The organism is Streptomyces sp. NPDC057939, assembly GCF_042887545.1.
Taxonomy (GTDB): Bacteria; Actinomycetota; Actinomycetes; order Streptomycetales; family Streptomycetaceae; genus Streptomyces.
Window position 1 is genome coordinate 1 of sequence record NZ_JBHVPG010000029.1, and the last position, 24,772, is coordinate 24,772.

18 protein-coding genes are annotated in these 24,772 nt (G+C 74.4%); 9 read left to right on the forward strand and 9 right to left on the reverse strand.

What is annotated here, in order from left to right; translation table 11 throughout:
- Nucleotides 1-470 precede the first annotated feature (470 nt).
- Together ACFVS6_RS26995 and ptsP are read left to right on the forward strand one after the other, a co-directional pair.
- Nucleotides 471-920 carry a PTS glucose transporter subunit IIA gene (locus ACFVS6_RS26995; protein WP_281211107.1) on the forward strand — a complete coding sequence of 150 codons (450 nt, stop codon included), beginning with the start codon at nucleotides 471-473 and terminating at the stop codon, nucleotides 918-920.
- A gap of 70 nt (nucleotides 921-990) precedes the next feature.
- Complete coding sequence (gene ptsP / locus ACFVS6_RS27000; protein WP_389707722.1) at nucleotides 991-2,661, forward strand: phosphoenolpyruvate--protein phosphotransferase; 1,671 nt, start codon at nucleotides 991-993, stop codon at nucleotides 2,659-2,661.
- 58 nt (nucleotides 2,662-2,719) lie between these two features.
- Here the strand turns inward: ptsP and ACFVS6_RS27005 are convergent, their stop codons facing one another.
- Together ACFVS6_RS27005 and ACFVS6_RS27010 are read right to left on the reverse strand one after the other, a co-directional pair.
- Nucleotides 2,720-3,685 carry a hypothetical protein gene (locus tag ACFVS6_RS27005; protein ID WP_389707724.1) on the reverse strand — a complete coding sequence of 322 codons (966 nt, stop codon included), beginning with the start codon at nucleotides 3,683-3,685 and terminating at the stop codon, nucleotides 2,720-2,722.
- 68 nt (nucleotides 3,686-3,753) lie between these two features.
- A complete protein-coding gene (locus tag ACFVS6_RS27010; RefSeq protein WP_389707726.1) occupies nucleotides 3,754-5,730 on the reverse strand; it encodes an acetoacetate--CoA ligase in 1,977 nt (658 codons plus the stop codon).
- Between the two features lie 212 nt (nucleotides 5,731-5,942).
- On the opposite strand from ACFVS6_RS27010, the gene ACFVS6_RS27015 reads away from it, so the two are divergent.
- Nucleotides 5,943-8,402 (forward strand): TIM-barrel domain-containing protein, encoded by a 2,460-nt coding sequence (locus tag ACFVS6_RS27015; RefSeq protein ID WP_389707728.1) that lies wholly within the window; start codon nucleotides 5,943-5,945, stop codon nucleotides 8,400-8,402.
- A gap of 199 nt (nucleotides 8,403-8,601) precedes the next feature.
- Nucleotides 8,602-9,129, forward strand: a complete 528-nt coding sequence (locus ACFVS6_RS27020) for a hypothetical protein (protein WP_389707730.1) — start codon at nucleotides 8,602-8,604, stop codon at nucleotides 9,127-9,129.
- An 872-nt stretch (nucleotides 9,130-10,001) separates the two neighbouring features.
- Here the strand turns inward: ACFVS6_RS27020 and ACFVS6_RS27025 are convergent.
- Nucleotides 10,002-10,511, reverse strand: a complete 510-nt coding sequence (locus tag ACFVS6_RS27025; RefSeq protein WP_389707731.1) for an NUDIX domain-containing protein — start codon at nucleotides 10,509-10,511, stop codon at nucleotides 10,002-10,004.
- Between the two features lie 29 nt (nucleotides 10,512-10,540).
- On the opposite strand from ACFVS6_RS27025, the gene ACFVS6_RS27030 reads away from it, so the two are divergent.
- From ACFVS6_RS27030 to ACFVS6_RS27045, 4 genes are read left to right on the forward strand one after another with little or no spacing between them, the layout of a single operon-like run.
- Complete coding sequence (locus tag ACFVS6_RS27030; RefSeq protein WP_389707733.1) at nucleotides 10,541-11,368, forward strand: M15 family metallopeptidase; 828 nt, start codon at nucleotides 10,541-10,543, stop codon at nucleotides 11,366-11,368.
- A gap of 13 nt (nucleotides 11,369-11,381) precedes the next feature.
- Nucleotides 11,382-11,750: an Mpo1-like protein gene (locus ACFVS6_RS27035; RefSeq protein ID WP_389707735.1), complete on the forward strand. Its 369-nt coding sequence runs from the start codon at nucleotides 11,382-11,384 to the stop codon at nucleotides 11,748-11,750.
- Between the two features lie 32 nt (nucleotides 11,751-11,782).
- Nucleotides 11,783-12,238 (forward strand): Zn-ribbon domain-containing OB-fold protein, encoded by a 456-nt coding sequence (locus ACFVS6_RS27040; RefSeq protein ID WP_389707737.1) that lies wholly within the window; start codon nucleotides 11,783-11,785, stop codon nucleotides 12,236-12,238.
- Complete coding sequence (locus ACFVS6_RS27045; RefSeq protein ID WP_389707739.1) at nucleotides 12,235-13,425, forward strand: lipid-transfer protein; 1,191 nt, start codon at nucleotides 12,235-12,237, stop codon at nucleotides 13,423-13,425. The genes ACFVS6_RS27040 and ACFVS6_RS27045 overlap by 4 nt, the downstream gene beginning before the upstream one ends.
- Nucleotides 13,426-13,659: 234 nt before the next feature.
- Here the strand turns inward: ACFVS6_RS27045 and ACFVS6_RS27050 are convergent, their stop codons facing one another.
- The 4 genes from ACFVS6_RS27050 to ACFVS6_RS27065 are packed head-to-tail and all read right to left on the reverse strand — an operon-like array spanning nucleotide 13,660 to nucleotide 18,025.
- Nucleotides 13,660-14,286 carry an ATP/GTP-binding protein gene (locus ACFVS6_RS27050; protein WP_389707741.1) on the reverse strand — a complete coding sequence of 209 codons (627 nt, stop codon included), beginning with the start codon at nucleotides 14,284-14,286 and terminating at the stop codon, nucleotides 13,660-13,662.
- Nucleotides 14,267-14,719 (reverse strand): DUF742 domain-containing protein, encoded by a 453-nt coding sequence (locus tag ACFVS6_RS27055; RefSeq protein ID WP_389707742.1) that lies wholly within the window; start codon nucleotides 14,717-14,719, stop codon nucleotides 14,267-14,269. The genes ACFVS6_RS27050 and ACFVS6_RS27055 overlap by 20 nt, the downstream gene beginning before the upstream one ends.
- Before the next feature lie 10 nt (nucleotides 14,720-14,729).
- Nucleotides 14,730-15,161, reverse strand: coding sequence for a roadblock/LC7 domain-containing protein (locus ACFVS6_RS27060; RefSeq protein WP_281210485.1), 432 nt, complete (start codon nucleotides 15,159-15,161; stop codon nucleotides 14,730-14,732).
- Complete coding sequence (locus tag ACFVS6_RS27065) at nucleotides 15,158-18,025, reverse strand: nitrate- and nitrite sensing domain-containing protein (RefSeq protein WP_389707744.1); 2,868 nt, start codon at nucleotides 18,023-18,025, stop codon at nucleotides 15,158-15,160. The genes ACFVS6_RS27060 and ACFVS6_RS27065 overlap by 4 nt, the downstream gene beginning before the upstream one ends.
- A 389-nt stretch (nucleotides 18,026-18,414) precedes the next feature.
- On the opposite strand from ACFVS6_RS27065, the gene ACFVS6_RS27070 reads away from it, so the two are divergent.
- Nucleotides 18,415-18,795: a hypothetical protein gene (locus ACFVS6_RS27070; protein WP_389707746.1), complete on the forward strand. Its 381-nt coding sequence runs from the start codon at nucleotides 18,415-18,417 to the stop codon at nucleotides 18,793-18,795.
- An 89-nt stretch (nucleotides 18,796-18,884) separates the two neighbouring features.
- Here the strand turns inward: ACFVS6_RS27070 and ACFVS6_RS27075 are convergent, their stop codons facing one another.
- Both ACFVS6_RS27075 and ACFVS6_RS27080 read right to left on the reverse strand, forming a co-directional pair.
- The gene (locus tag ACFVS6_RS27075) at nucleotides 18,885-23,546 is read right to left on the reverse strand and encodes a hypothetical protein (RefSeq protein WP_389707747.1); all 4,662 of its coding nucleotides are present in this window, start codon (nucleotides 23,544-23,546) and stop codon (nucleotides 18,885-18,887) included.
- A gap of 63 nt (nucleotides 23,547-23,609) precedes the next feature.
- Complete coding sequence (locus ACFVS6_RS27080) at nucleotides 23,610-24,512, reverse strand: hypothetical protein (RefSeq protein WP_389707749.1); 903 nt, start codon at nucleotides 24,510-24,512, stop codon at nucleotides 23,610-23,612.
- Between the last annotated feature and the right edge of the window lie 260 nt (nucleotides 24,513-24,772).

The following is a 24,772-nucleotide window of genomic DNA, read 5'->3' on the forward strand; positions in this document are numbered from 1 at the left end:
TGTGTTCTTGCGTTTCCGACTCTATCAGACTCTCTCGGGCCCGATTTCCTCGGTGCTTTCCAGGTCCTGCGCTTTCGCGCTTTTCCTTTCCGGCGGTTCCGACTCTATCAGCGCTTTTCCGTCTCTCCGACCACTCTCCGTTTTGCCGAATGGGCGCACGGAAGAACAGGGAGTTCTGGATCTTTGCTGCTGAGGGGGAATCCCGTCCATCGGATGTTCGCGAGATGTTCACGCGGCACGTCCTGGCGGGAGTCACGACAGTACAGGGCTGCCCCTGCACAGGCAAATCGTTTCACGCGTATGGTCTAGTCCACCGGTCTAGTCCACTAGTCTCCCTGCCAAAGGTCCGTCCGAGTCAGGACCAACATCGGGCGAACCGGTACAGCCCTTGACATATCCTTCTGAAGAGTATGCCGTTCGCGACAGGTAGTGACGGCGACACGATGAAGCCCCACCCCTGGGAGGCCCCCATGACCAGCGTGACGTCCCCACTTGCCGGGACCGCCATCGGACTCGCGGCAGTGCCCGATCCGGTGTTCTCCGGCGCGATGGTGGGACCGGGCACGGCCATTGATCCCGTGCGCGAGCCCTCGGAGGCGGTGTCCCCCGTAGACGGTGTGGTCGTCTCCTTGCACCCGCACGCGTACGTGGTCGTCGACGGCGAGGGCCACGGTGTGCTCACGCACCTCGGCATCGACACCGTCCAGCTCAACGGCGAGGGCTTCGAGCTGCTCGTGAACAAGGGCGACACCGTGACGCGCGGCCAGGGCGTCATCCGTTGGAATCCGGCCGCCGTCGAGCAGGCCGGCAAGTCGCCGATCTGTCCCGTCGTGGCTCTTGAGGCGACTGCCGACTCCCTCTCCGACGTCGTCGAGTCCGGCGACGTGAAGGCCGACGACGCGCTCTTCAGCTGGCGGTAAGCGTCCCCTGCACGGCGGGTCGGACATCCATCGCGGCGGCTGGGGCCGCCGCTCAATCGGAGACGGTGAAATGGAGACAACGCTGCGAGGCGTCGGCGTGAGCCACGGTGTGGCGATCGGCGAGGTCCGGCACATGGGCACGGCGGTCCTCGAACCGCCGGCCAGGCAGATCACCGCGGACGAGGCGGAGCGCGAACAGGGGCGCGCCCGTCAGGCCGTGGAGGCTGTTTCGGCGGACCTGATCGCACGCGGTCAGCTGGCCGGTGGCGAGGCACAGCACGTGCTGGAGGCCCAGGCGATGATCGCCACGGACCCCGAGCTGATGGCTGACGTGGACCGGCGGATCGCCGTCGGCAGCACCGCCGAGCGCGGCATCTACGACGCGTTCGCCGCCTACCGCGTCCTGCTGGCCGGGGCCGGCGAGTACATGGCGGGCCGGGTCGCCGACCTGGACGACGTGCGCAACCGGATCGTCGCGCGTCTTCTGGGCGTGCCGATGCCGGGCGTTCCGGACAGCGACGAGCCTTACGTGCTGATCGCCCGGGACCTGGCGCCCGCGGACACCGCGCTGCTGGACCCGGCTCTGGTCCTGGGCTTCGTGACCGAGGAGGGCGGGCCGACCAGCCACAGCGCGATCCTCGCGCGGGCGCTCGGCGTGCCGGCCATCGTGGCGCTGCCGGGTGCCGGTGAGATCGCCGAGGGCACCCTGATCGCCGTGGACGGCAGCACGGGTGACCTGTTCGTGGACCCGACCGCCGAGAAGCGGGCCGAGCTGGAGGCGTCGGCCGCCGAGCGCAAGGCGGCTCTCGCCGCCTCGTCCGGTCCGGGTGCGACCTCCGACGGTCACAAGGTGCCGCTGCTCGCCAACGTCGGCGGCCCGGGTGACGTGCCGGCGGCCGTCGAGGCCGGGGCCGAGGGTGTGGGTCTGTTCCGCACCGAGTTCCTGTTCCTGGACGACAGCAAGAAGGCGCCGTCCGAGGAGAAACAGATCGAGTCCTACCGCAAGGTGCTCGAAGCCTTCCCCGAGGGTCGGGTCGTCGTGCGCGTCCTGGACGCCGGCGCCGACAAGCCGCTGGACTTCCTGACCCCGGCCGACGAGCCGAACCCGGCGCTCGGTGTCCGCGGGCTGCGGGCGCTGCTCGACCACCCGGACGTGCTGCGCACGCAGCTCACCGCGCTGGCCAAGGCCGCCGAGGGGCTGCCGGTCTACCTTGAGGTCATGGCGCCGATGGTGGCCGACCGGACCGACGCCAAGGCGTTCGCGGACGCGTGCCGCGAGGCCGGTCTGCGGGCGAAGTTCGGCGCGATGGTGGAGATCCCCTCCGCCGCGCTCCGGGCGCGTTCGATCCTGCAGGAGGTCGAGTTCCTGTCGCTGGGCACGAACGACCTCGCGCAGTACGCCTTCGCCGCCGACCGTCAGGTCGGCGCCGTCTCGCGGCTCCAGGACCCCTGGCAGCCCGCGCTGCTCGACCTGATCGCGATGTCCGCGGACGCCGCGAAGGCCGAGGGCAAGAGCTGTGGTGTCTGTGGCGAGGCCGCCGCCGACCCGCTGCTGGCCTGTGTGCTGACCGGTCTGGGTGTCACCTCCCTTTCGATGGGCGCCGCGTCCATTCCGTACGTGCGGGCGACGCTGGCCAAGTACACGCTGGCGCAGTGCGAGCGTGCCGCGGCCGCCGCGCGGGCCGCGGACAGTGCCGAGGAGGCCCGTGTGGCCGCCCAGGCGGTGCTGTCCGGGGAGTAGCCGGACGGTTGGATCGGAGTCGAGGGGCCTTCGCCGGTGGCGAGGGCCCCTCGGCCGTTCAGTGGTGGGGGCCCGGTACGTCGGCCTCGTAGCCCGGGCAGTACTCGACGCCCGGTTCGGGGGCTACGGGCTCGCCCGTGTCGGCGTCCGTGCAGTAGGCGTCGAAGACGGCGGCCGCCGTGAGGGCGACGAGGCGGCCCCGGTCGAGGCGCCAGCCGTGGACGCGGTCGCGGAAGCCGTCGGTGGTGCTGCGGAGCACGAGTCCCCCGGCGCCGCCGAGGGCCAGTCCGGCGGCGAGTACGGTCACGAAGTCCAGGCTGTCGCGGGCCTGCGTCCGGATCGGGCCCGGTGGGTCGCCGGGGATCTCCGCGTGCAGCACGACGACGAGCTGTTCCTGTTCGGTGGGGACGCTGCAGACGAGGTGGTGGTGGCCCGGTCCGGCGCCGGTGAGGAGGCGGTCGACGATGCCGGCGGCCCGTTCGAACGAGGCCTGCCCGATGTCCTGGCCGCAGTCCGCGCAGGTGCCGATGCCGGTGAGCAGCATGGTGGCGCACTCCCAGGTCGCCTGCCGGACGGCCTCGTCCACGAGGAGGGGTACGAGTTCCTCGACGGGTTGGCCGGTGTACGGCAGGGCCGGTCCGCCGCCGGCGAGTTCGGCGGTGAAGCGGGTACGGGTCCGTGCGGTGTCGGGGTCGAGTGCGTGCTCGGCGCAGTAGTCGGCGTACTCCTCGGGGTCGAAGAGGGCGACGGTGGTGTGGATGCCCTGGGCGGCGAGTGACTTCAGGAGCGCTTCGACCTGTCGGAGGTAGTCGCCGTAGTCGTCATGGTGGTCGAAGTCGAAGCTGCGGTACCGCCGCATGGCCGCGAAGTCCCCGGCGTCGGCGAGGAGGCCGACGGTGCTGGGGACCTCGCGGCGCAGGCTGCGGCGGCGGGAGATCCGTTTGCGGGGCGGAGTGCCCGACGTGGTGTCCGGTGTGGCGCCCGATGTGGTGTCCGATGGTCCGGTGTGGTGCGTGCCCGACATGGTTTCCCCCTGAGTGGCGTGACGAATGCTCACTCAGCGTAATCACGGGCACTGACATCGGGCTCCGGTCAGCCGCGGGTGCGGGCGAGGTCCTCGTAGAAGGCGAGGAGCTCGGGGCGGTCGACGGAACCCGGGTTGACGGCCTTGGCGAGGGGGGTGCCCTGGAGGAGGCGCTTGACGGGGACCTCGATGCGCTTGCCGGTGAGGGTGTGGGGGACGGCGGGGACCTCGATGATCTCGTCGGGCACGTGGCGCGGGGAGAGTTGCTCACGGATGGTGGTGGCGATCTTCTTCCGCAGGGCCTCGTCGAGGGTGGCTCCGGGCGCGAGGTGGACGAAGAGCGGCATCCAGTAGCCGCCGTTCGGCTCTTCCAGGCCGATGACCAGGGATTCCTTGATCTCGGGGAGGCGTTCGACAGCTTCGTAGATGTCCGCGGAGCCCATGCGGACGCCCTGCCGGTTCAGGGTGGAGTCGGAGCGGCCGTGGATGACGACCGATCCGTGGTCGGTGAGGGTGATCCAGTCCCCGTGGCGCCAGACGCCGGGGAACATCTCGAAGTAGCTGTCGCGGTAGCGGCTGCCGTCGGGGTCGTTCCAGAAGTGGATCGGCATGGACGGCATGGGGCCCGCGACTACGAGCTCGCCGACCTCCCCGGTGACGGGCTTGCCGGAGGGGTCCCAGGCCTGGAGGTCGGTGCCCAGGCAGGCGGCCTGGAGTTCGCCGATGTGGACGGGCAGGGTGGGGACGGCGCCCGCGAAGCAGCTGCAGACGTCGGTGCCGCCGCTGACGGAGGCGATCCACAGGTCCTCGGCCACCTCGTCGTGGAGCCAGCGGAACCCGTCGGGCGGCAGGGGCGAGCCGGTGGTGGCGACGCACTTGACGGCGGAGAGGTCGAAGTCCCGGGCGGGGTGCACCTCGGCCTTCTTGCAGGCCATGACGTAGGCGGCGGAGGTGCCGTACAGGGTGGCCCGGGTGCGTTCGGCGATCCGCCACTGGGCGCCGGTGTCGGGGAAGCCGGGGCTGCCGTCGTAGAGGACGACGGTGGTTCCCGTGAGCAGGCCGGAGACGAGGAAGTTCCACATCATCCAGCCGGTGGAGGTGTACCAGAAGAAGCGGTCCTCGGGGCCGAGGTCGCAGTGCAGGCCCAGCTGCTTGAGGTGTTCGAGGAGGATCCCGCCCTGGGACTGGACGATGGCCTTGGGGGCGCCGGTCGTGCCGGAGGAGTAGAGGATCCACAGCGGGTGGTCGAAGGGGACGGGCTCGAAGACGGGTTCGGCGTCGCCCGAGGTGAGGTCGGCCCAGGCGAGGGTGGAGTCGGGGGCCGGCGTGCCGAGCAGGGGGATGTGGACGACGGCGCGCAGGGAGGGGAGTTCGGCGCGCAGTTCGGCGACGGTGTCGCGGCGGTCGTGCTGCTTGCCGCCGTAGCGGTAGCCGTCGACGGTGAAGAGCACGACGGGTTCGACCTGCTGGAAGCGGTCGAGGACGCTGCGGGCGCCGAAGTCGGGGGCGCAGGAGGTCCAGACCCCGCCGACCGCGGCGGTGGCGAGGAAGGCGACGACCGCTTCGGGGATGTTGGGGAGGTAGCCGCTGACGCGGTCGCCGGGGCGGACTCCGAGGGCGCGCAGTTCGGCGGCGAGGGATCCGACCTGGCGGCGGAGCTCGGCCCAGGTGAGGGGGACGGCCTCGTGGGTCTCGTCCACGGAGAGCAGGGCCGGGTCCGCGGCGCGGGCGGGGTCCTCGGCGGCGCGCAGGGCGTGCTCGGCGTAGTTGAGGGTGGATCCGGTGAACCATCGGGCGCCCGGCATGGAGCGGTCGGCGAGGACCTGCTCGTAGGGGGTGGTGAACCGTACGTCGAACCATTCGGCGACGGCCTGCCAGAAGACGTCGAGCTCGTCGACGGACCAACGGTGCAGGGCGGGGTAGCCGCCGTCGGTTGGGGCGCCGAACCGTTCGGCCGCCCAGGCCTGGAAGGCGGTGATCCGGGCCTTCGCGATCCGGTCGGGGGCCGGGGACCAGAGGGGTTCCGGCTGGGTGGCTGAGGTCATGGGTCGGCTCCCGGTCAAGTCTGTGGCTCGCGCTTCGTGTGCGTACGGTGCCACCGCGGCGTGGGTGTTCGCGCGACGGCTCACAGGGACGATGCCATGTGATCGACATACGCACCAGAGCTGTCCTGTGCGGTCGGGGTCGGTCCCCGTCGCGGGTGAACGGCAGCTGAACGCCGCCCGCTCGGACCGGGGCCGGTGGCAGGGTGATCCGCATGGACGGTAGTGATCTGGTGCGTGCGGTGAAAGAGATCGGTACGGCGCGCGGGCGGCGCTCCTGGCGCGCGGCCCTGCGCCACCGCCGGGCCGACGCGGTGGCCCTGCCGCGGCGGGGTGCGGAGCGGGCGCGGGTGCCGGGGCTGCTGGTGGGGACGCGGGCGCTGCCGGGCGGGGGCGTGCTGCGGTTCGCGCGGTCCGAGCTGCTGGTACGGGTGACCGTGGGCGGGGCGGTGTTCTGGGGCTGGGACGGGGCGGAGCCGGGGCCGTCGTACGCGGTGGTGGGCGGTGGGCCCGAACCCGATCCCCGGGCGGTGCTGGAGCCGGACACCGGGGGCGGCTGGCGGGTGGTGTCGGAGCGGGTGACGGTGGCGGTGTCCCGGCACGGGGCGCTGGAGGTGCGGACCCCGGGCGGGGCGGTGCTGCGGCGGGAGTTGCCGCCGCGCTGGTGGGACCCGGTGGGGCCGGGCGGGCGCGGGGAGGTCGACCCGGGCGGGCGGGAGGACGACGGGCCGGGAGGGGTCGGGGGCGACGGGCCGGGCGGCGCGGAGGCGGGCGGCGCGGGAGGGAGCGGGGGTGGGGGCGCCGAGGGGCCGCGCAGGCTCCAGCGGTCGGAGGTGTCGGCGGACGCCCGGTTCTTCGGGCTGGGCGGGCGGGCGTCGGGGCCCCGGCTGCGCGACGGGACGTACCGGTTGTGGAACACGGATCCGCGGGGCGGCTTCGGGCCGGGCGACGACCCGCTGTACGTCACGATGCCCGTCCAGGTGGTGGTCGCGGACGTGGGCACGCACCTGGCGTTCTACGACAACTCGTGGGACGGGCGGATGGTGTTGCGGGAGGGCGAGGAGGGCGCGGGTTCCGGCGTGGACCGGCCCGGGACGAGCGAGCTGCGGCTGGAGGGCGGGCCGGCCCGGTGCTGGGTGCTGACGGGGACCCCGGCGCGGGTGCTCCAGGGGTGGTCGGGGCTGACGGGAGCGGCGGCGGTGCCGCCCGAGTGGGCGTTGGGGTACCAGCACGCGCGGTGGGGGTTCGGGAGCGCGGCCGAGGTGCGGCGGGTGGTGGCGGGGTACCGGGAGCGCGGGTTGGCGTTGTCGGCGGTGCACCTGGACATCGACCACTACGACGCGCACCGGGTGTTCACGGTGGACCGGGAGGCGTTCCCCGACCTTCCGGGTCTGGCCGGGGAGCTGGCGGCACAGGGGGTGCGGCTGGTGTCGATCGTGGATCCGGCGGTGAAGGCGGGGGACGCCGTGCACGCGTCGGGACTCGCGGTGGGGGCGCGGGGGGCGTTCGTGCGGGACGCGCGGGGCGAGGAGGTCCGGGGCGAGGTGTGGCCGGGTGAGTGCGCGTACCCGGACTTCACGGATCCGGAGGTGCGCCGGTGGTGGGGCGGGCTGTACGAGGAGCGGCTCGCGCAGGGGTTCTCGGGTTTCTGGCACGACATGAACGAGCCGGTCTCCTTCGCGCCGTGGGGGGACGCGACGTTGCCGAGGTCGGCCCGGCACGCGATGGACGGGGCGGGCGGGGACCACCGGTCCGGGCACAACGTGTACGCGCTGGGGATGGCGCGGGCCGGCTGGGAGGGGCTGGTGCGGCTGCGGCCGGACGAGCGGCCGTTCCTGTTCTCGCGGTCGGGTTGGGCGGGGATGCAGCGGTACGGGGGCTCTTGGTCCGGGGACGTGGAGAGCAGTTGGGAGGGGCTGCGGGCTTCGCTGGCGCTGGTGTTGGGGCTCGGGCTGTGCGGGGTGCCGTACTCGGGTCCCGATGTCGGGGGCTTCGGGGGTTCGCCGTCGCCGGAGTTGTACCTGCGGTGGTTCCAACTGGGGTCGTACCTGCCGCTGTTCCGTACGCATTCGGCGCTCTGGGCGGGGCGGCGGGAGCCGTGGGAGTTCGGTCCGGAGGTGGCGGAGGCGGCCGCGGAGGTGCTGGCGGAACGGGAGCGGCTGCGGCCGTACTTCGTGACGCTGGCGCACCTGGCGCGCCGGACGGGGGCTCCGTACGTGCGGCCGCTGTGGTGGGGGAACCCGGAGGACCGGGTGCTGCGCGACTGCGAGGACGCGTTCCTGCTGGGGGACGCGTTGTTGGTGGCGCCGGTGCTGGAGTGCGGGGCGGACCGGCGGGCGGTCCGGCTGCCGCGGGGGCGCTGGTACGACACGGTGACGGGGGCGGCGTACGAGGGACCGGGGCAGGTGCTGCTGGATGCTCCGCCGGGCCGGGTGCCGGTGCTGGCGCGGGCGGGGTCGGTCCTGCCGGTACGGGGTGCGGACGGGTCGGTGGTGCTGGAGGCGTGGGCGCCGGCGCGGGGGCGGACGGGGGGCGGGGTGGTGATCCGGGACGCGGGGCCGGGCTTCGGGGCGGGCACGGTGGAGCGGTACGCGGTGCGGTGGGCCGGGGAGTCGGTGGTGGTGGAGGACGAGGCGGGCGGGCTCGTGCGGGACGTGACGGTACGCGGCCTGTGAGGTGGGTGGGGGGATTGCTGGGTTCGGGGCTGTGGCCGCGCTGTGGCGGGACTTCAGGGGGACGCGCCACGGTGGTTCGAACGGGGCGCGGACCGGGGACGGGACAGGGGCGGGAAGGAGGCCGGCGATGGTCTGGACGAGCCCGGTGAGGGTGGTGGGGCCGGTGGGTCGACGGTGGCGGCGGGCGGGGTGGCCGCGGGTGGGGTGGCCGGGGTGGGACGCGGCTGCGGGAGCCGAGGCCGTCGGTGCCTGGCAGGGGCTGACGGTGTGGGCGCTGCTGCTGGTGCTCGGGGACCCCGCCGGGTTCACGGCCGGGTCCCTGCTGGAGCCGGCCGTGGAGGCGGCGGCTGCGGGCGGGGCCGGGTTCCTGCACGGGCTGCTGCTGGTGCGGCCGGTGGCCGCGCTGGGGAGGTGGGGCGCAGGGCGCGGCGGCGGGCCGGAGCCGGTCGTCGTCGGCGTGCTGCTCGCCCCGGCGTCGGCGGCGGTGGCCGTGCCGGTGTGCTGGGGTCTGGGGTCCTGGGCGGGCGGGGCCGCCGGTGCGGGGCCGGGGTTCGGTGCGGTGTGGGCGTGGACGGCGGCGGCCGCCGTGCTGCCGCTGCTCGTGGGGGCGTTCCTACGGTCCTGGCCGGTGGCGACGGGCGCGGTGTGGCGCGGGGGTGCGGTGGCGGCGGGGACGGTGGTCGGGGTGGTGACGCTGGCGGGGGCACTGACGGAACTGCGGTTCTAGGCGGTCCCGCTCGGATCCGGCGGTGCGGTACGGGTCGGCGCGGGTCGGCGGGCGGCCGGGCGGATCGGGCAGGCGCGGGGCCGGCGGTAGGGGTCGGGCGGGCTGCGCGGTCGGGGATGCGGACCGCAACGGCCCCGGGGCTGTTGCGGTCCCGGAGGCGGACACGCGCGCGCCGCCGGGGCTGCGGTGGACCGCCGCACGCGGGGTCGGGCGGACTCAGGAGGGCTCCCCCGCTCTGTGCGCGTCGCAGGCCGTTCCCTCGCGGGACGGCCGAGGCGGTGGGGACAGCAGGCTCCCATGCCTTGGGCGGCTGGGGCGGGCGAGACCGCAGGCTCCCGCCCCGTGCGGCCAAGGCGGTGGAGACTCCCGACTCCCCGTGCTCCGGGCGGCCGGAACGGAGGAATCGCCCGGACTCCCGCCCCGAGCGAGCCGGGCAACGGAGGTGTACCCGTGGAGCCGGAGCGAAAGAAGCAGGCAAGGCCGCTCCCACCCGGAGCGGCCGGGGCGGAGAAACCGCCCGGCTCCCGGCAAGGGGCAGAGGGGACGGCAGGCTCCCGCCCGTGCCACCGGCCGTACGGGCGCGCCGGCCTCCCGTGCCCCATCCGGCCCGGGGCGGAGGGCACCCCGGACTCCCCGGCCCCGGGCGAAGGGGATGCGCCCGTACGGCCGGAGCGCAGAGGCCGGGCAAGGGCGTTCACGCCCCGGGCGGCCGGGACCGCGCGAACCTCGGCTCCCCCGCCTCATGCAGCCCGGGCGGAGGGCGGGTCAGGGTTCGTGCCGCGGGCTGCCGGGGTGGAGGGGGCGGCGGGCTCGCGGTCCGGGTGGTGGGCACGGCAGGGTCCTGCTCTGCCGCTCGGGCGGGTTGCGGCCGGTCAGGTGTATTGGCCGGCGAACCAGTTGGCGGTCGCGCGGGTGTGGAGGGGGAACGCCAGTTCCGAGGGGGTGCGCAGGACGTGCCACCCGGTCGTCTCGTCGGTCGGGGCGGACGGCGGGAGTGCGGCGACGGGGCGCGGCGGCAGGAGGCCGAACACCAGCAGGTGGCCGTGCGGGGAGGACATCACGTCGGCGAGCGCGACGTCGGAGGCCGGGGCCTCGATGCCGGTCTCCTCGCGGAGTTCGCGGGCGACCGCCTCGCGCCAGTCCTCGCCGAAGTCCACGAACCCGCCGGGCAGGGCGACGCCGCCGAGGGCCGGTTCGATGGTGCGGGTGATGACCACGAGGCCGGTCCCGGACTCGTCCTCGACGGGGAGGAGGACGATGGCCACCGGGAGCGGGTTGCGGTAGGTGGTCGTTCCGCAGCCTGCGCACTTGCGGGGCCAGTCTGACGTGTCGAACGGGGCTCCGCAGGTGGAGCAGTGCGAGTCCCTCAGGTGTTCCGGCATGCGGCGATGGTATGCCAAGGGGCATGAGGATGCGGTGGGTTGCTGCGGTGCGGGTGGTGGCGGCGGTGTTGGTGGCGCGGGCGGTCCTCGTGGTGCCGGCGGACGCGATCGGGGCGGTGCACGCTGCCGGTGCGGCGGGCCCGGGCGGTACGGTGCACGCTGCCGGGGCGTCGGGCCCGGTCGGTGCGGTGCACGCTGCCGGGGCGTCGGGGGCGTCGGGTTCCGTGGCGCGGCTCGCCGGGTTCGTGGCGTTGCGGGACATCGATCCGAGCGTCGTCGAGGACATCCGGTACGCCGGTGCGCGGAACTTCACGGGTGCGGTGGTGGACGGGTACGAGGAGCCCGTGTGCCTGCTCGCCCGGCCGGCCGCCGAGGCGTTGCGGCGGGCGCAGCGGGAGTTGTTGCGGTCGGGGTACTCGCTGAAGGTGTTCGACTGCTACCGGCCGCAGCGGGCGGTGGACCGGTTCGTGCGCTGGGCCGGGGACGCGGCGGACCAGTCCACGAAGGCCGAGTTCCATCCGGGGGTGGACAAGTCGCGGCTGATCCCGGAGGGGTACATCGCCGCGCGGTCGGGGCACAGCCGCGGGAGCACGGTCGACGTGACGGTGGTGCGGCTGCCGGCGCGGCGGGAGTTGGACATGGGGACCGCGTTCGACTTCTTCGACTCCCTGTCGCACACCGACGATCCGCGGGTGTCGGGGACCGTGCGGGAGAACCGGGGGATGTTGAAGGGGGTGCTGGGGGCGCAGGGGTTCGTGAACCTGCCGGAGGAGTGGTGGCACTTCACGTACCGGCCCGAGCCGCATCCGGACACGTACTTCGATTTCCCGGTCGCTGTCGCCACGGTCCGCCCGTGAGTACCGTGCCCGCATGACTTTCAGCTCGTACGAGGAATTCTGGCCGTACTACGTCGCGATGCACTCCCGCGCCGCCACCCGCTGGGTCCATCTCACCGGCACGCTCACCGGGCTCGCGCTGAGCGTCTACGGGGTGGCTCGGGGTCGCGGGCGCTACCTCGCCGCGCTCCCCCTGATCGGGTACGGGACCGCCTGGCCGGCGCACTTCCTGATCGAGGGGAACAATCCGGCGACCTTCGGTCATCCGGTGTGGTCGCTGCGCGGGGACGCGCAGATGATCCGGATGATGCTGGCCGGTCGGGACGCGGAACTGGGCGTGATCGCCCGGAAGTGGCTCGCCGAGAACCCGTGCCAGGGACGGCCTCCCGTGACAGACTTCTGACGATCCGTCAGAAATCATATCGGGGAGGGGCCTTGGAACGCACACGCACGCCCGTCGTGAACGGGTGGTTCACCGAGGACGGTCCGGACGGCGGCTTCCGCCTGCTCGGCACCCGCTGTTCGGCCTGCGCCGCCGTGTTCTTCCCGCGCGAGGACGCGTACTGCCGCAATCCGCACTGCGCGGGGGACGGCGAGCTCGTCGAGGTGCCGCTGTCCCCCCGGGGCCGGGTCTGGTCCTGCACGGACGGGCGCTACCGGCCACCCGCACCGTACGTGTCCGACCCCGACGTGCCCTGGGAGCCGTACACCCTGGTCGCGGTGGAGTTGGAGGCCGAGGGGATGGTCGTGCTGGGGCAGGCCGCGCCCGGTGTGGGGGTCGCCGATCTGGCGGTCGGCACGGAGGTGGAGGTCGTGGTCGGCGTACTGGACGAGGACGCCGAGGGCGTGCGCACCACCTGGCGGTTCAGGCCCGTGGGAGGGGACGCGTGAGCGCCGACGTCGCCGTCCTCGGGGCCGGCATGCACCCGTGGGGCAAGTGGGGCCGCAGCTTCGTCGAGTACGGGCGGGCGGCCGCCGTCGCGGCGCTCGCCGACGCGGGCCTGGAGTGGACGGACGTCCGGTCGATCGTCGGCGCCGACACGGTCCGCTCCGGCTACCCGGGCTACGTCGCCGGCGCCACCTTCGCACAGGCCCTCGGCTGGCAGGGCGCCCGGGTGACCAGCGTGTACGCGGCCTGCGCCTCCGGGGCGCAGGCGATCGGGGCGGCCCGCGCCCAGATCCTCGCGGGGCTGGCGGACGTGGTGCTCGTGGTGGGCGCCGATGCCGCGCCCAAGGGGTTCTTCGCCCCGGCGGGCGGCGAGCGGCCGGACGATCCGGACTGGCTGCGGTTCCGGCTGCTGGGCGCCACGAACCCGGCGTACTTCGGGCTGTACGCCCGCCGGCGGATGGCCCTGTACGGGGACACCGGCGAGGACTTCGCGTTGGTCAAGGTGAAGAACGCGGCGGCGGGGGCGCTCAACCCGAACGCCCGCTACCGCAAGGAGGTGACCGTCGAGGAGGTGGCGGCCTCGGCGGTGGTGGCCGATCCGCTGCGGCTGCTCGACATCTGCGCGACCTCGGACGGGGGCGCGGCCCTGGTGTTGAGCAGCATGGAGTTCGCCCGGGCGCGGGGGGTCGCGGAGCCGGTGCGGATCCGGGCCGTCTCCACGGTGACGCCCACGTATCCGCGTACGGTGCTGGACCTGCCCGACATCGCCACCGACTCCACGGTCGCCGTTTCGCCGTCCGGGGAGTCCTTCCGGGCGTCGATCGCACGGGCCGCCTACGAGGAGGCGGGGATCGGCCCCGGCGACCTGTCGCTCGCCGAGGTGTACGACCTCTCCACCGCGCTGGAGTTGCAGTGGTACGAGGACATCGGGCTGTGCGGTGAGGGCGAGGGGGCCAAGCTCGTGCGCGACGGGGTGACGGCGCTCGGCGGGCGGGTCCCGGTCAACGCGAGCGGGGGTTTGGCCTCCTTCGGGGAGGCGGTGCCGGCCCAGGCCATCGCCCAGGTGTGCGAGCTGACGTGGCAGTTGCGGGGGACGGCCGGGGCGCGGCAGGTGCCGGGGGCGCGGGTCGGGGTCACCGCGAACCAGGGGTTGTTCGGCCACGGTTCGGCGGTCGTGGCCGTGCGGTGAGGCGCGGGGCGGTCCGTGAACAGGGTGTGTTGTCGGAACGCTTGACGACCCCGGATGGCGGGTTCACACTCTCCCCACGGTCCCGCGCCGCGACCGGGACCTCCTCGATCCCCCCATGAGAGCTGCGGTCCGTACCCCAGTCGGCGGGGGTACGGGCCGCCTCCATGTCGGGCGCCCGCCGGGGCGCCCCGGTCGTCGGACTCCTCCGTCGGACTCCCCCGTCGGACTCCCCCGTCAGGCTCGCGCCGTCAGGCCGCGTCGGCGTTCCCGGGCGAGGGACATGGCGTGTTCCACGACTCCGACCAGGACGTCCTTGACGGACTCCCGGTCGCGGGCGTCGCAGAGCAGCACCGGCACTCCCGGGTCGAGGTCGAGCGCGTCGCGGACGGTGACCACCGGGTGGCGGGCGGCGCCGTCGAAGCAGTTGACCGCGACGACGAAGGGAATGCCGCGCCGTTCGAAGTAGTCGATCGCCGCGAAGCAGTCGGCGAGCCGGCGGGTGTCGGCGAGGACCACGGCGCCGAGCGAGCCGTGCGCCAGCTCGTCCCACAGGAACCAGAAGCGGTCCTGTCCGGGCGTGCCGAAGAGGTAGAGCACGAGGTCCTCGCGCAGGGTGATGCGGCCGAAGTCCATGGCCACGGTGGTGGTGCTCTTGCCCTCCACCCCTTGCGTGTCGTCGATGCCGACGCCCGGCTCGGAGAGGCGTTCCTCCGTGCGCAGGGGTCGGATTTCGCTCACCGCACCCACCAGGGTGGTTTTCCCCACCCCGAAACCGCCCGCGACCAGGATCTTCAGGGTCAGCGGCTCGACCGGCGACACGGCGTGCATCGCGCCGGTGCGGCTAGAGCGCCCGAAGGCCATTGATCACCTCACGCAGTATGGATTCGTCGGGGAGTTCGGCCGGTGGGACCGGCCGGGTCACGTGGACCAGTTCTTCGTCGACGAGGTCCCCGATGAGGACCCGGACCACGCCGATGGCGAGGTCGAGGTCCGCGGCGAGTTCCGCGACCGACTGGGGGCGTTCCCGGCACAGCCCGAGGATGTGGGCGTGTTCCGGGGCCAGGGTCTGGTCCCAGATCGGATCGTCGGCCGCCGGTTCGGCGATGACGAGCGCGATCAGGTCGAGCCGGTGCCGGCCGGAGTGGCTGGTCCGACCCCTGGTCATGGCGTAGGGACGTACGACGGGACCCGCGTCGTCGTCGAACCAGTGGGGATGGCCGGGCTCGGACGGAGCGTCGGGGTTCCCCGGGGTGCTCAGGGCGTCGGTGGGGTGGTCCTGTCCTGAATCGCTCATCCGGTCCGACTCACCCTCCGGCTGGCAGTCCGGTGCGCGGGGCGGTCGCCAGGTGGTCGCCGACGCGCTTCACCATGAGGGTCATCTCGTAGGCGACCTGACCGACGTCGGATTCGGAGTCGGCCAGGACGGCCAGGCAGCTGCCGTCGCCGGCGGCCATCACGAACAGGAAGGCCTCGTCGAGTTCGACGACGGTCTGGCGGACCCGGCCGGAGTCGAAGTGCCGGCCGACGCCCTTGGCGAGGCTGTGGAAACCGGACGCGACAGCGGCCAGGTGCTCGCTGTCCTCCCGGGTGAGGTCCTTGGAACTGCCCGTCGGCAGGCCGTCCCCGGAGAGGACGACCGCCTTGCGGATGCTGGCCACCTTGTCGACGAGCTCGTCGAGGAGCCAGTTGAGCGGGCCGCGGCCCCTGCTGTCGTTTCCGGTCTGCGGTGCGGTCATCGACCGTCCCCTTCGTTCTCGTGCGCGGGACCGGTGGCGGCGGGGGTGCCTGTCCCGGTCTCGGACTGCTGCTGCGCGTGCTGGTTGCGGCCCGCGGTCCAGCCCCGTTGGAGGGCGGACATGCGGGTGCGTACGTCTTCCGCGTCGCGGTCGATCACCTGGTCGGTGGTGGCCTCGGCGGCGGCGGCTCCGGGTCCGTTCCTGAGCTGGGGCGCCAGGTTGGCCTGGCGGACCCGGCGGGGCAGGCCGCCGGGGTCCGCGGCGGGCTGCGTACGGCCGGCCTCGGGTCCGGCGCCGGTTCCGGCGGCCGGATCCGCGCGTACCGCACGGGGTTCCACGCGGCGGCCGTGCTCGGCGACGAGGGTCGGGGTGGGCCGGCGGCGGGGCAGGGGGACGGTTCCGTCGGGGCGGGCGGTGTCGGGGCGGGTGCGCTCCATGCGGACCGGGCCGGTCGAGGCCGGTACCGCCCGCTCCGCGGCGGCGCCCCGCGAGCGGTTGCGGCCGCCGTCGGCCTCCGGATAGGGGCCGTCGCCGCGGTCGCGGTGCCGGTCGGCGCTGCGGTCACCGATCCGGTCGCCCTTCCAGGCGGAGCCGCGCTCCGGGTGCCGGTCGCCGTGCGGCCGGTCGGCCGAGCGCAGGCCGAGCAGGGCGCTGCGGGGGATGCCGCCGGGCGGGGTCTCGTCGTCGAGGGTGGCCATGGGCGGGCGGGCGCCGGCCGCGGCGAGGTCGTCGGCGGCGCCCGGGCCGTCGAGTGCCTCCAGGCCGAGGACGCCGAGCGGGCCCTCCAGCTCGACCGGGCCGTTGAGCACGCCGGCGGGCAGCGGGTGGGGCGGCACGGCCCGGTCGACGGCCAGGGGCGCCGGACGGCGGGGGCCCTTGCCGACGGGGCCGCCCTTGACGCCCTTGGCGGTCTTTCCGCCGCCCACTCCCCCGAGGCCGTTGAGGCGGATGCCGGTGCCGTTGGTGTCGGGGGCCTCGGTGAGGAGTTCGGCCGGGAGGAAGACCACCGCGGTGGTGCCCCCGTACGGGCTGGGCTGGAGGACGACCTTCACACCGTGGCGGCGGGCCAGCCGGCTGACCACGAACAGGCCCAGGCGGTCGGTGTCGGAAAGCTCGAACTCGGGGGTCTCGGCGAGCCGGAGGTTCGCGTCGAGGAGGGCCTCGGGGTTCATGCCGAGGCCGCGGTCGTGGATCTCCAGGGTGAAGCCGTTGGCCACCCGCTCGCCGTGGACCTGGACGGCGGTGTGCGGGGGTGAGAACACGGTGGCGTTCTCCAGGAGTTCCGCGATGAGGTGGGTGGCGTCGGCGACGGCCGGACCCTCGATGCCGAGGCGCGGCAGGCGGCGCACCTCGATGCGCTCGTAGTCCTCGACCTCGGCCACGGCGGCCCGGACGACGTCCATCAGCTGCACGGGCTTGCGCCACTGGCGGGAGGGTGCGGCGCCGGAGAGGATCACCAGGCCCTCGGCGTGGCGGCGCATGCGGGTGGTCATGTGGTCGAGGCGGAACAGGTCGGCGAGTTCGTCGGTGTCCTCGGTGCGCCGTTCCATGGTGTCGAGGAGGGTCAGCTGGCGGTGCAGGAGGACCTGGTTGCGGCGGGCCAGGTTCACGAACACCTCGGAGACGCCTCGGCGCAGTTCGGCCTGCTTGACGGCGGCTTCGACGGCGGCCCGCTGGAGCGAGTTGAGGGCGAGGGCCACCTGGCCGACCTCGTCCTTCTCGAACTCCAGCCGGGGCGCCTCGGTCTCCACGTCGACGGTCTCGCCGGCCGCCAGGCGGCGCATGACGCCGGGCAGGCGGACGCCGGACGCCTCGTGGGCGTCCTTGCGGAGCCGGGACAGGTCGCGGATCAGGTCGCGGCCGATGCGGACGGACAGGACGAGGGAGACGGCCAGGGCGATGAACCCGAGGACACCGGCGACGGCGGCCTGGACCAGGACGCCCATCGCGACCGGTTCGACGCGCTCCTGGTAGCGGTCGCCCGCCGCGGTGCCCATCCGGGCGAGGTCGTCGAGGACCTTGCCGGAGGCCTCGTCCCACTGGGCGGCGGTGACGGTGCGCGGGGGCTTGACGGCGCCCCCGACGATGAACCGTTCCTCCACGTCACGCAGGGCCTTGGTCTCGGGGCCCTGCCAGTACTGCTCGAAGAGGCCGCGGTCCTCGGCCGGGAGGATCGCGAGGTTGGACTCGTACAGCAGGGTGCGGTTCGCGGCGAAGCCGGACACCCGACGGACGTCCTCGGCGGTGACCCGGCCGGCCGCGAGGGCGGAGGCGATGACCGCGTCCTCGCGGGAGAGGGCCTCGCGGGCGCGGGTGATGCCGACGAGGGCGCGGCCCTGCTTGTCCATTTCCACGTCCTCCAGGGCGTGGAGGTTCATCAGGAAGGCGTAGCAGGGGTCGACGAGCCGGCTGTACAGCTCCAGTGCCTGGCCCGGGTCGAGGGCGTTGCGGTCGACGGAGTTGCGCAGCGCCGAGATGCCGTGGAAGGCGTCGAGGATCGAGCGCAGTCGCTCGGCGGACCGGGGGGCGAGTTCGTCGGTCACCTCGGGGTCCGCGGCGTTCTCGGCGAGGCGGCGGAACATCGCGTCGGTGGCCGCCCGGCTCTTGGTGAGTTCGGTCGTGGCGGTGGACGCGCGGGGGTCGCCGATGACGACGAGGCTCTGCCGGCGCTCCTTCTGGAGGACCCGTGCGACGTCCTCGGCGGGGTAGCCGACCTTCTCGATCACGTAGGCGACGTCGAGCAGTTGCACGGCCTGCCGGCCGGTGATGACCGTCGCGAAGCCCCAGAGGGCGGTCAGGGAGACGAGCGGCACCAGGAGCAACGCCACGATCTTCCGGCGGATGGATTTCCCGCGAAAGCGCATGGCCTCCCCAGCCTCCCCCAGCTCAACCCGCTTTTCGGGGGTCGGTGTTCCGTCATTTAAACGGCGTGAGCCTACTACTGACAGGGAGCCGCCCCGAAGGCATGTCCGGACGTTTTCGGCCTGACCTCCTTGCAAAGATCACCAGTTATCCGATACTTCCGGTCAAGTCAGGCCCGATTTGTGGCAGATGACACTCCATGGGGTGTCGGTTCCCTTCACACGACGGATGGCTGGAATTCTTCGTTCCGGGTGGATGGGCGGCGACGACCGTGTCCGGGATGCGGGAATCTCCTGGCGACCCCGTACGTCAGACAGACGTGTGGGCGCGGGTGTGGCGGGCAGGCGTGGGAGCAGGCTTGGCAGACCGCGCGGTGGGGAGTGGGCGGACCATGAGGATGTACGAAGAGGACGGCGCGACGACCGACGCGCCCGGACGCGGCCTGTGGGTGGAGGAACCCGCGCGGCGCCCCCGGATGCCCGATCCCGTCCGGGCCTCCGCGGTCCGGGCGGTGCTGATAGTGGCGGTCACCCTGACCGAGGCCACGATCACGTTCTTCCTCGCGCTGACGGGCTCCTGGCTGGCCTTCCCGATGGTGATCTGCGGCGTCGCCGGGACCGTCGTGGCCACCTGGGGCGTGCTGGACGTGTGGATCACCCGGCAGATGTGGCACCAGCGGCACGGGGTGGTGTCCGCGCCGAGCAGCGCCGCCTCACCGGGCCGGAGCTGGGGCGAGGGCCGGGGCCCGGTGCGGGTCGCGCGTCCGCGGTAGGGCGGCGGGGATCGTGCCCCGGTGCGCGGCGGAGCCCGCACCGGGGCTCCGCCGCGCTCGCGGGGGTCTCAGGAGGAGGCGCGGGGGTCTCAGGCGGAGGCGCCGCGGCGGAACATGCGGGTCGCCGTGATCTCCCCGTGGATCGTCTCCCCGTCCGGTGACTGCTGGGGCAGTCCCGGGCGCAGGTGTTCCTCGACGCTGATGTACTTCAGGCCCGCCCTCAGGTCGGCATCGTTGCGCAGCCGGATGACCAGCGGGAACTCGGCGAGGGCCGTGGTGTCGAAGAGACCCGTGGTGTACAGCAGCTGGACTCCGAGGGCGTCGGAGACGGCCCGCTGGAGCTCCAGCAGGTAGGTCGCGTTGGCGCGCCCGATCGGGTTGTCGAGGAAGAGCGTGCCCGCGTGGCGGTGCTTGTCGCGGCCCCGGTCGTTGCTGCGCAGCGCGGCCATCGTGCAGTAGAGGGCGATGGCGGCGGTCAGGAGCTGTCCGCCGGAGAACACGTCGCCCATCTGACCGACCGGGACCCGCTCGGCGCGCAGGACCGCGTCCGGCTTCAGGATCTCCACGGCGATGCCCTTGGGTTCCAGGGCCGCCTGGACGCCGCGCAGGAGCAGGGACATGCCGTCGCGGCGGCCCTCCCCGAAGGAAGCGGTGCTGTTCTTCTTGACGGCGGCCCGGGTGGCCTCGTCGATGACCTCGCCGAGCCGATCGGTCAGGACGGCCTGGTCGGGCTCCTCGAAGCGGATCCTCAGGAACTCCTGGCCCGACCACTCCCCCAGGCCCTCGGGCAGCTGGGACAGGCGCTGCGCCGAGCGCAGGGTGGCCAGGGCCGACTCCACGAGGCCGCGCAGCCGGTCGACGATGCTGTCGCGGTTGCGTTCCAGCTGGGCGAGTTCGTCGGTCAGCACGCGCAGCCGGGGCGCGAAGGCGGTGGCCCAGGCGGCGGCGTGCTCCGGCAGGGCGGAGGCGGGCAGTTCACGGATCTGCTGGCGCGCGGGGGTGCGCACCTGCTCGTAGCGGTTGGCGTTGGCGTGCCGGACGAGTACGTCGCTCGCCTCGCGGACGGCGGCCTCGGCGGCCGAGAGGTCCGCCGAGCAGGCGCGCAGGGAACGGCGGGCCTCGGCGGCGGACTGCCGGGCCTCCTCCAGGGTGCCCGGGTGGGGCACCGGCTCCTGCTCGTCGTCGGGGTGGGTGTGGTCGCGCAGCAGGTCCCGCAGCAGGGCGGCCGTCTCGTCGAAGCCGCCGGCGCCGTCCTCCGCGGCGCGGTGGGAGCGCAGCAGGTCGGAGTGGGCGGAGCGGGCTCCGTCGACCGCGGCGCTGTGGGCGGCGAGCTGGGCGGTGGCGGTGCGCAGGAGGCCCTGCGCCTGCTCGACGTCGGCCGGGATCAGTTCGTCGGGGAGCTCGGTGTGCGCCTCGCCCTCGGCGGGGGCGTGCCGTTCGGCCTCGCCGCGCAGCCGGCCGAGCTGCTCGCTCGCGGTGGACGCGCGCGTCTCCAGCATCTGTACGAGGGCTTCGGCGCGGGCGGCGGCGGCCTGGCGGGAGGGGCCGTCGGCGCCGTCGGTGCCTTCGAGGAGCTGGGCGGCGCGGGTGCGCACCTTGTTGGTGAGCCGGTCGAGTTCGGCGAGCGCGCCGCTCTCGTCGCTCTCGGCGCGGGCCTGTTCGGCACGCAGGTCGGCGCCGACGCCGACCTTCTCGTAGAGCCGGGAGGCGGCGCGGTAGGCCTCGCGGAGCTCGGGCAGCGGGGCCTTGGCTGCGCCCTCCGCCTCCTCGGGGAGGGGTTCGGGGGCGCCGGCGATCTCGGCGCGTTCGGCGCGCAGCGCGCGGGCGGTGCGGCGGGCGTCGTCGGCGGCGCGCTGGGCGGCGCGACGGTCCTCGTCGGCGGCGCGGGCCCGGTCCAGGCAGACCTCGGCGCGGGCCTCGGACTCCGCTGCCTCGTCGGCGAGTTCGCGCAGCCGGGCCTGCCAGCCGGCGCGCTCGCGCAGGCGGTGGGCGAGGCCGGACAGGACGTCGGCGACGCGGCGGGCGCGCTGGGCGCTCTCCTGGCGGTCGTCGCGCACGCGGGTGGCGTCCGCGGCGGCCTCGTCGGCCTCCGCCCGGGCGGTACGGGCCTCCGCGAGTTCGGCGTCGGCCTCCTCGGCGAACGTCCGGGCGGCGGCCGCCTGCCCGGCGAGCTCGGCGAGCCGGCCGGGCGGGCAGCCGGTGCGCCAGGAGGCGAGGCGGGCGGCGAGCTCCCGGTCGCCGGAGAGGCGGGCGGCGAACCCGCGGATCTCGGTGTCGCGGGCGCTGGCGCGGGCGCGGAGTGCCTGGCGTTCCTCGTCGGCGGCGTGCTCGTCGTGCATGGCCGGGTTCGGCGGGACCAGGAAGACGTCCGGGTCGCCCGCGGGGCCGGCGGCCGGCGGGACGGGTGCCAGCAGGGCGGCGGCGGTGCCGACGGCCACGGTGGAACGGGGCAGGAGGGCCGCGCCGGTGAGGACCTCGCGGGCCCTTGAGTGCGTGTCGGGGTCGGTGATCACGACGCCGTCGACGAGTTCGGGGCGGGCCGCGAGGACGGCCGCGTGGTCGGCGGGGTCCACGGACTGGGCGAGGTAGCGCCAGCCGGGAAGCGCGGGGATGCCGTGTTCGCCGAGGTACTCGACGGTCGCGAGGACGTCCGGTCCGGGCGGCAGCAGGCCGCCGTCGCCGAGGGCGCCCAGGATGCGGGCGTCGTCGGCGGCCGCGGTGCGCAGCTCGAACAGGTGGCGTTCGGCGGCGGCCACCCCGTCGGTGAGGAGGCGGTGCAGCTCGTCGGCGTTGCGGTCGAGGTCGGCGACCGTGAGCGCCCCCTCGCCGGCCGGGCGGCCCGGGCCGTCCCCCGCGTCGGTGGTCTCGGAGGCGCGGGGGTCCGGCACGGTGGCCGGGCCGGGGTGCGCCGGCAGGCCCAGCAGTTCGGCGAGGCGGGGCGAACCGGCGAGGGAGGCGGCGGCGCGTTCCTCGGCCCCGTGGGCGGCCTCGGCGGCGTCCGCGGCGTCCGCGGCCCGGGCGGCGGTCAGTTCGGCGCGGGATTCCGTGGCCGCGGCCTCGCGGGCGGCGTCGGACGCGCCGCGGGCGGCCTCGCGGGCCTCGTCCCAGGCGGCGACGGCGGTCTTCTCGGCGTCGCTGGCGGCGAGGGCGGCGCGCGCCGGGTCGGCGTCGGGAGCGGAGTCGTCGAGCCAGCCGGCCCGGACGGCCTCGGCGGTCTCCTGCTGGACCTCGGCGAGCCGGGCCCGCAGGTGTTCGGCCTCGCTGCGGGCCCGCTGGGCGGACGTGGCGGCGGACGTGGCGTCGCGGTGGGCGCCCTCACCGAGGCGCTGGAGCTCGGCGGAACGCTCCTCCTCCTCGTTGGCGGCCCGCTCGCCGTGCTCGGCGGCGGTGTGCAGGGCCCGTACGAGGGCGGTGGCGGCCGTGGCGCGCGCGGCCAGTGCCGGGGCGGCGTCCCGCTCGGCCTCCAGGATGGCGGCGGCGACGCGCGTGGAGCGGTCGGCGGCGGCCCGGTGGCGCAGGACGGTTTCGGCGGCCTGCCAGGCGGCGTGCAGGGTACGGGCTTCGAGGAGCTCTCGACGTTGGGCGGCGGCGGCCTTGTCGGCGACGGTCAGGGCCAGCGAGGCGTGCCGGTAGGCGAGTTCGGCGGAGACTGCGGCGCTGCGGGCCCGCGCGGACTCGGCGGCGGTGACCTCGTGGGCGGCCGCGGTGACCCGCTGCGCGAGGTCGGCGGCGCGGACGCGTTCCCCCGTCGCGCGGGCGGACAGCCTCCGGGCGAGGGTGCGCGTACGGCGCTCGGCGCCGGCGTGGACGTCGCGGAGCCGGGAGCGGGCGGCGGCGGCCTCGACGATGCGGGTGAGCAGGTCGACGGAGCCGGCGGTGAAGTCGCGTTCGGCCATCAGCTCGGCGCGGCGGCCCAGTTTGTTGCCGAAGCCGTGGACGAGGTCGGCGAGGCCATCGGTGTCGCGGGTGTCGGTGACGGCGCGCAGCAGCAGGTCGGTGAAGTCGGAGTCCTTCTTGACCGCGAAGAGGCCGGCGGCCTCACCCTCGTCGGCGTTCATCTCGCGCTGGTAGCGGAAGAGTTCGGGGTCGAGGCCGACTTCGGTGAGGTGTTCGTTCCAGCGGTCGTGGATCTCCTCCCAGTACACCTCCAGGTGCGGGTACGCCTTCCCGGCCTCGGTGAGGGCGTCGCGGAAGCCCTTCATGGTGCGGCGGCGGCCCTGGGCGCCGGAGACGCCCTCGACGGGCGGGCGCACCGAAGTGGCCTCGGCGACCGGGAGGTTGTCCAGGCTCAGGCCCGGTCCGGGGCGGAAGGAGTACCAGGCCTCGGCGAACTTGCGGGGGTCGTTGGAGACCTGGCGACCGCGCCATTCGCTGACCTTGCCGACGACCACGCACTCGCCGGTGCGGGTGTGCTGCCATTCCAGGGCGACGTGGCCGCAGTCGTCGGCGAGCAGGAACTTGCGCAGCACGCCGGAGCTGGCGCCGCCGAGGGTGTTGCGGTGGCCGGGGAGCATCACCGAGAAGATCAGCTTCAGCAGGACGGACTTGCCGCCGCCGTTCTCCAGGAAGAGCACGCCCGCCGGCGCGGGTCGCCGGGGCGGGCCGGTGGGCTCCTCCTCGAAGAACTCCGCCTGGGCGGGCGCCGGGTGGGGCACCGGTTCGCCGACTCCGCGCAGGTCGAGCACGGTGTCGGCGTAGCGCGCGCCGGCGGGCCCGATGGAGTAGAGGCGGATCCGGGACAGCTCGTACATTTCGGCGGACTCTCGTGGTCTCTGGTGGGTCGTACGGAGGGCGGGGTGGGGCCTGGGGGCGGCTCAGGCGTGGAAGGGGAGTCCGGCGTCGGCGGCGAGGTCCAGGTCGTCGCCCTCGGGCGGCGGCAGGAGGGTGGGCGAACCGTCGCCGACGGGGACCACGCCGAGTTCCAGGAGCTCGGCCATGGCCGAGCTGCCCGCCATGTCGCGGACCTGGAGCTGGTAGCGGGGTGTGGTGCGGTAGGTGCCGCCGGAGTCGTCGCCGGTGCGCTGGAGGAAGCCGGATTCGGTGAGGAACGCGGCGGCCTTGCCGACGATGCCGGTGGTGGAACCGGCGAGGCGGCGGGCGTCCTTGGTGGCTCCGGTCGCGCTGCGGCGGGTGTAGACGCGCCAGGCCGCCTCCAGGCCCGGGGCGTCGGAGGCCGGGTCGGTGTTCTCGCCGAGTTCTCCGGCGCGTTCCTCCAGGCGGCGGCAGGTCTGCCGGACGAAGGAGTCGACCCCGTTGACGGTGATGCGGCCGATGTAGCCGTCGTCGGCGAGGTCCTCGGGACGGGGGAAGGCGAGGGCGGCCACGGCGAGGTGTGCGAGGCCGTGCAGGAAGCGGTCGCCGCCGTCGGCGGCGGTGCGGCGGGCGTAGTCGCCCATGCGGACCGCGAACACGGAGTCCTCGCCGGCGGCGACGGCCATGCCGGCGCGCGGGGACACCTCCAGGACGACGAGTCCCAGTCCGGTGGCGACGGCATCGGCGAGGCGGCCGAAGCCGGGGTCCTCGCGGTAGCGGCGCAGCAGTTCCGCGTACTCGGCGTCACGGGCGGGCAGCAGCTTGGGCTGCAGCCCGAAGGCGACGAGCCGGGCCGCGTCCGCGGCGTCGGCGGGGGTGAGGGCCCCGGAGGAGACGGCCGCGACGGGCGCCGACGCCGCGTCGGGCTCGGTCCACGCGGGGTGCTCGGCGTGGTGGTCGCTCACGGGTGGGTCTCCTCGGCGGTGCGGTGGTGGATCCGTGCGGTGGCTGCGTGCCCGGTCGTCCGGCCCGTACGGGGCTCCGGGACGGCGGGCCGCAACGGTGCGGCCGTGGCGGCGTTCCGAACCGGTGCGGCCGGTGCGGTCCGGCCCCCGTGCGACGGGCCCGACCGGGACCGGGCGGCCACCGCCGGCCGCCGCGGCGCGGCGGGGGGCACGTGAGGCGCGTACGCCGTGTGAGGCGCGTGCGCGACGTGTGCCGCGTG

Excerpts from the sequence above, each read along its gene's own strand:
- ACFVS6_RS26995 (WP_281211107.1), top strand. The coding sequence starts at position 471 with ATGACCAGCGTGACGTCCCCACTTGCCGGGACCGCCATCGGACTCGCG.
- ptsP (WP_389707722.1), top strand. The coding sequence starts at position 991 with ATGGAGACAACGCTGCGAGGCGTCGGCGTGAGCCACGGTGTGGCGATC.
- ACFVS6_RS27005 (WP_389707724.1), bottom strand. The coding sequence starts at position 3,685 with ATGTCGGGCACGCACCACACCGGACCATCGGACACCACATCGGGCGCC.
- ACFVS6_RS27010 (WP_389707726.1), bottom strand. The coding sequence starts at position 5,730 with ATGACCTCAGCCACCCAGCCGGAACCCCTCTGGTCCCCGGCCCCCGAC.
- ACFVS6_RS27015 (WP_389707728.1), top strand. The coding sequence starts at position 5,943 with ATGGACGGTAGTGATCTGGTGCGTGCGGTGAAAGAGATCGGTACGGCG.
- ACFVS6_RS27025 (WP_389707731.1), bottom strand. The coding sequence starts at position 10,511 with ATGCCGGAACACCTGAGGGACTCGCACTGCTCCACCTGCGGAGCCCCG.
- ACFVS6_RS27030 (WP_389707733.1), top strand. The coding sequence starts at position 10,541 with ATGCGGTGGGTTGCTGCGGTGCGGGTGGTGGCGGCGGTGTTGGTGGCG.
- ACFVS6_RS27035 (WP_389707735.1), top strand. The coding sequence starts at position 11,382 with ATGACTTTCAGCTCGTACGAGGAATTCTGGCCGTACTACGTCGCGATG.
- ACFVS6_RS27050 (WP_389707741.1), bottom strand. The coding sequence starts at position 14,286 with ATGGCCTTCGGGCGCTCTAGCCGCACCGGCGCGATGCACGCCGTGTCG.
- ACFVS6_RS27055 (WP_389707742.1), bottom strand. The coding sequence starts at position 14,719 with ATGAGCGATTCAGGACAGGACCACCCCACCGACGCCCTGAGCACCCCG.
- ACFVS6_RS27060 (WP_281210485.1), bottom strand. The coding sequence starts at position 15,161 with ATGACCGCACCGCAGACCGGAAACGACAGCAGGGGCCGCGGCCCGCTC.
- ACFVS6_RS27065 (WP_389707744.1), bottom strand. The coding sequence starts at position 18,025 with ATGCGCTTTCGCGGGAAATCCATCCGCCGGAAGATCGTGGCGTTGCTC.
- ACFVS6_RS27070 (WP_389707746.1), top strand. The coding sequence starts at position 18,415 with ATGAGGATGTACGAAGAGGACGGCGCGACGACCGACGCGCCCGGACGC.
- ACFVS6_RS27075 (WP_389707747.1), bottom strand. The coding sequence starts at position 23,546 with ATGTACGAGCTGTCCCGGATCCGCCTCTACTCCATCGGGCCCGCCGGC.